Raw genomic sequence first — 5151 nt, forward strand, 5'->3', positions numbered from 1 at the left:
AGATGTGGAGAAGAGACAGGCCTTGTACGGCAGAGAGTTCTTCAACGATTTTGGCTTCGTCGGCAGTCAAAGCGGCTGCCAATGGAGCAAATGCGGCTTTCAGTTCGGCATCTTTGTCTTGTGCTGCCAATTCTTGCGCCCAGTAGAGGGTGAGGTAGAAATGGCTGCCGCGGTTGTCAAGTTCGCCTGCTTTGCGTTTGGGCGATTTGTCGTTCAACAACAGTTTTTCGGTAGCGGCATCGAGTGTATCGGCGAGGACTTGGGCTTTGGCGTTGCCGGTTTTTTGCGCCAGATGTTCAAACGATACGGCAAGCGCGAGGAATTCGCCCAAAGAGTCCCAACGTAGGTGGTTTTCTTCGAGGAATTGTTGGACGTGTTTCGGTGCGGAGCCGCCCGCGCCGGTTTCAAACATACCGCCGCCATTCATCAATGGAACGATAGACAGCATTTTCGCGCTGGTGCCGAGTTCCAAAATCGGGAACAGGTCGGTCAGATAATCGCGCAGGACGTTACCGGTTACGGAAATGGTGTCTTCGCCGTTTTTCAGACGACCCAAGCTGAACTTGGCGGCTTCTTCGGGAGCGAGGACGCGGATGTCGAGGCCGTTGGTATCCAGTTCGGCAAGGTAAGCTTTAACCTTGGCGAGCAGGCTCTTGTCGTGCGGACGGTTTTCGTCGAGCCAGAATACGGCCGGGGTATTGCTCAGACGGGCGCGGTTGACGGCGAGTTGTACCCAGTCTTTAACCGGAGCGTCTTTGGTTTGGCACATACGCCAGATGTCGCCGGCTTCAACGTCGTGTTGCATCAGGACATTGCCTGCTGCATCAACCACTTGAACTTGGCCGTCGGCTTCGATTTCAAAAGTTTTGTTGTGCGAACCGTATTCTTCGGCTGCCTGCGCCATCAGACCGACGTTGGGTACGGTACCCATGGTTGTCGGATCGAACGCGCCGTGTTCGCGGCAGAAGTCGATGGTTGCTTGGTAAACACCGGCATAGCTGCTGTCTGGAATGACGGCTTTGGTGTCTTGCGCTTTGCCGTCTTTGTCCCACATACGGCCGGAGTTACGAATCATTGCAGGCATAGAAGCATCGACGATGACATCGCTAGGAACGTGCAGGTTGGTGATGCCTTTGTCGGAATCAACCATGGCCAAATCAGGGTTGGCGGCATAAACGGCGGCGATTTCGGCTTCAACGGCAGCGCGGGTGTCCGCATCCAGCTTGTCCAGATTGGCAAGCAGGTTGCCGAAGCCGTTGTTGACATTGACGCCTGCGGCAGCCAGTTTGTCGCCGAATTTTTCAAAGACAGGCGCGAAGAACACTTTGACTGCGTGTCCGAAGATAATCGGGTCGGACACTTTCATCATGGTGGCTTTCATGTGCAGCGAGAACAACACGCCTTTTGCTTTCGCGTCTTTCACTTGTTCGGCAAGGAAGGCGAGCAGGGCTTTTTTGCTCATCACGGTTGTGTCAATGATTTCGCCGGCTTTCAGGGCAACAGGCTCGCGCAGCTCTTTTTTGTTGCCTTGTTTGTCGGTGAACACAATGGATACGGAAGTTGCTTCAGGTACGGTAACGGATTGTTCGTTATGGAAAAAGTCGCCGCTTTGCATGGTGGCAACGTGGGTTTTGGAGTCTTTGGTCCATGCGCCCATGCTGTGCGGATGTTTTTTCGCAAAGTTTTTCACTGCCTTAGGCGCGCGGCGGTCGGAGTTGCCTTCACGCAGGACAGGGTTTACCGCGCTGCCTTTGATGCGGTCGTAGCGTTCGCGTACGGCTTTTTCTTCATCGGTTTGAGGGTCGGCAGGATAGTCAGGAACGGCAAAGCCTTTAGACTGCAATTCTTTAATCGCGGCAGTCAGTTGAGGTACGGATGCGCTGATGTTCGGCAGTTTGATTACGTTGGCGTCGGGCTGTTTCACCAGTTCGCCCAACTCGGCAAGCGCGTCGGGTACGCGCTGCGCTTCGGCCAGATATTCGGGGAACGCCGCCAGAATGCGGCCGGACAGGGAAATATCGCTGGTTTTGACTTCGATACCGGCATGGCGGGTAAACGCCTGCACAATCGGCAGCAGGGATTGGGTGGCTAATGCAGGAGCTTCGTCGGTGTAGGTATAGATAATGGTGGATTTAGTCATGGGATTATTCTCTATGTAGGTTAAGTTTTTCTTTTCAGGCACATCGCGAGATGAAACGTGCTAAGCCTATTATGGCATATTTCGGCGGATTTGGTTGTTGTTTTGATGTTATTGTTTTTTAAGTTGCGGAAAAGAAAAAGGTCGTCTGAAAAGACGACCTAAATATTAAGGACTTATCCGATAATCAAAACGGCATTGCTGCCGCCGAAGGCAAATGACGAGCTGGCGGCAATGCGTTTTTCAGACGGCCAGCGGCTGTTTTCGTCGGTCAAAGCGATGTTGGGCAGCCCGGAATCGGGTACGTTGTCCCATTGTTGCGGCGGAAGTTTGCCTTCCGGATTGTATTGGCGGTTGGCCATCAACCAGGCAAACGCAGCTTCGATCGCTCCGGCTGCGCCTAAAGTGTGACCGGTGGACGGCTTGGTTGAGGTGCAAAGGGTGTGGCTGCCAAATACTTCGGCAACGGCTCGGCTTTCCATGCTGTCGTTGTGTTGCGTGCCGGTGCCGTGCAGATTGATCCAGCCGATGTCTTCCGCTTTTAAACCGGCTTTATCTAAAGCGGCCTGAAAAGATTGGGCTGCACCCAAACCGTCGGGGCGGGGTGAAGACATATGGTAGGCATCGCTGCTTGCACCATAGCCGAGCAACTGCATTTCGCCGTCAAAATCTGCATCGCGCGTCATCACGAAAAATGCGGCCGCTTCGCCGATATTGATGCCGTTGCGGTTGGCGGAAAAAGGCTTGGCGATGCCGTCTGAAAGCACTTCCAAAGAGGCAAAACCATTAATCGTCAGCGGAGAAAGCGTATCTGCGCCGCCGCAAATTACGGCATCACACAATCCGGCACGAAGCAGTCGGGCTGCGCTGATGAGGGCGCGTGCGCCGGAAGTGCAGGCGGTGGAGACGGTATAGCGCAAGCCGTCCAAGCCGTAAACTTGAGCGATAAATTCGGATGGCGAAGCCATGGTGTGTTGCAGCTGTTTGAACGGAACATCCGTCCATTCACCGCCTTGGACAACGTGTTGGAACAAGGGGATATTTTCATCTGCGCCACTGGTGGACGTACCGGTAACGACAGCAACCCTTTCTTTGCCGTAACGGGCAATGGCCGTCTGAATCAGTCCGTCTATTTGCGAAAGCGTGTGCAGGATAAGCTGGTTGTTGCGGCTGCGATGTGCTTCGGGAATGCTGTCGGGCAGAGGCATCAGGGTTTCTTTGATTGCACCGAAAGCATGCGTTTTGCCTTTTACCCATTGGTCTGAAAAAGTCAGGGGCGTGTTTTCAGACGGCGTGAGTAAGGCATCGGCATGAACTTGCAAGCCGCTGCCCAATGCGCTGGTCAGTGCCGGACGGCTGAGATAAACAGGAGTATTCATGGATTAGTCTTCTGCAATCGGGCTGACCGTCCAGAAAGTTTGGTCGGGGAAGCCGATAAGGAATTGTTCGGAATGATGGGCGACACACCACAAATCACGCTCGCGATAGCTGAACACCGCGCCTTTGCCGTCAGGGCAGAATCCTTGATGTGTGGCATTTTGTTGGCGGGCTTCAGGGTAAAGCGTGGCGGCGTGTTCGGCGGCCAAAAGTGGCAACAAGGCGGCAAATAGTCGGCGCGAAGCGGCATTGGGCATCACAAAACCGTCGTTTTTCCAGCCTTTGGTGCTGACCGATTGACGCGATACCGGCGCACCCAGTGCATCGGTTTGGACAAAGCGGATGCCATCTGAATGAGGCTCGACTGCCAAGAGATTGGTTTGAACGGTCTGCCCCGCCGCATTGGTCTGCTCGAGTTTAAACCATTGGCCTTCTTTGGAAAGCGGCGGCAGCGTTTGCGGATGAGGGAGCGAGGTCGTGCATGCGGAAAGCAGCAGTGCGGCAAGCAAAGGGATAAATCGCATAAGGTTTTATCTATCGGTCAAAATATTTAATGGTGTGGATAAAGTTTCAGACGGCCTGTTCTGTTTTCGGGTTTGGCCGTCTGAAAGGCATTCGTCCTTATTCTACCTTCAAATCGCCCACCAATGCGGCAAGTGTGGACAAGCGTTGCTCGGATTTTTCCACGAATGGATTGTCCGTATCCCAAGCGTAGCCTGCCAGAATAGATGAAATCATGCGGCTGATTTCAGGGCTGCGGTTGGGCGCATAGATGGCGTTTTGGAAGCGGAAATCGTACCAGCCGGTTACATAAGTGCGGAACGCGTTCACGCCGATCATCAGTTGGTCGGCAAATTCGGTTTGCCAATCGGCCGCTTCGCCTTTGAGCTGTTTGCCCAATAAATCGGCAGCCAGTTTGGCAGAGTGCAGGGCAATGGTTACGCCGGAGGAGAAAACGGGGTCGAGGAATTCGGCGGCGTTGCCTAAAAGAGCGAAATGTTTGCCGTATAAGGTTTTCACGTTGGCAGAGTAGCCTTGGATAGAGCGGAACGGGAAGTCGTTTTCCCAAACGGCTTTATCTAAAATTTCCGCCAGCATCGGGCATTCGTACACAAATTTTTTCAACACGGCTTCTGATTCGCCGGCCAGTTTGTCGGGCGTGCCGACAACGCCGATGGAGCAGCGGTTGTCGCCGAAAGGAATCAGCCAAATCCAGACATCGCGATGTTCAGGATGCGTGTTGATCAGGATTTTGTTGCGGTCGAATTTCGGGCTGGTGATGTTGTCATCGATATGCGTGAAGTGGGCTTGGCGCGGAGGCAGCTCAGACGGGATTTCCAAGTTCAAAAGGCGGGGCAGGACGCGACCGTAACCGCTGGCATCTAAAACAAATTTGGCAGTCAGTTCATAGTTTTCGCCTGTATCGGTCGAAACGCTCAAACGAGCCACATCGCCGCTGTTGTCAAACGCGGTTACGCCGTGTCCGAAGCGGACATCGACGCCTTGTTTTGCCGCTTCATCAATCAGGATTTTGTCGAAGATGCCGCGGCGTACTTGATAAATAGTACCGGGGCCGTCTGAAAATTTTTCAGTAAAGTTGAAATCTGTGTAACGGCTGCCCCATGAAAACGCAGCAC

At 53.6% G+C, this 5151-nt stretch carries 4 protein-coding genes; all 4 read right to left on the reverse strand.

Going from position 1 to position 5151, the window contains the following annotated elements; all coding sequences use genetic code 11:
* A partial coding sequence (locus ACTHUT_RS13585) for an NADP-dependent isocitrate dehydrogenase (protein ID WP_440418890.1) occupies positions 1-2140 on the reverse strand: 2140 nt, incomplete at its 3' end.
* Positions 2141-2313: 173 nt separating this feature from the next.
* A complete protein-coding gene (locus ACTHUT_RS13590) occupies positions 2314-3516 on the reverse strand; it encodes a beta-ketoacyl-ACP synthase (protein ID WP_250600977.1) in 1203 nt (400 codons plus the stop codon).
* 3 nt (positions 3517-3519) lie between these two features.
* Positions 3520-4038, reverse strand: a complete 519-nt coding sequence (locus ACTHUT_RS13595; protein WP_250589721.1) for a hypothetical protein — start codon at positions 4036-4038, stop codon at positions 3520-3522.
* A gap of 97 nt (positions 4039-4135) precedes the next feature.
* Positions 4136-5151: NAD(P)/FAD-dependent oxidoreductase (locus ACTHUT_RS13600; RefSeq protein WP_440418891.1), on the reverse strand; the 1016-nt coding region annotated here is incomplete at its 5' end.

The organism is Neisseria sp. P0022.S010, from assembly GCF_051956635.1.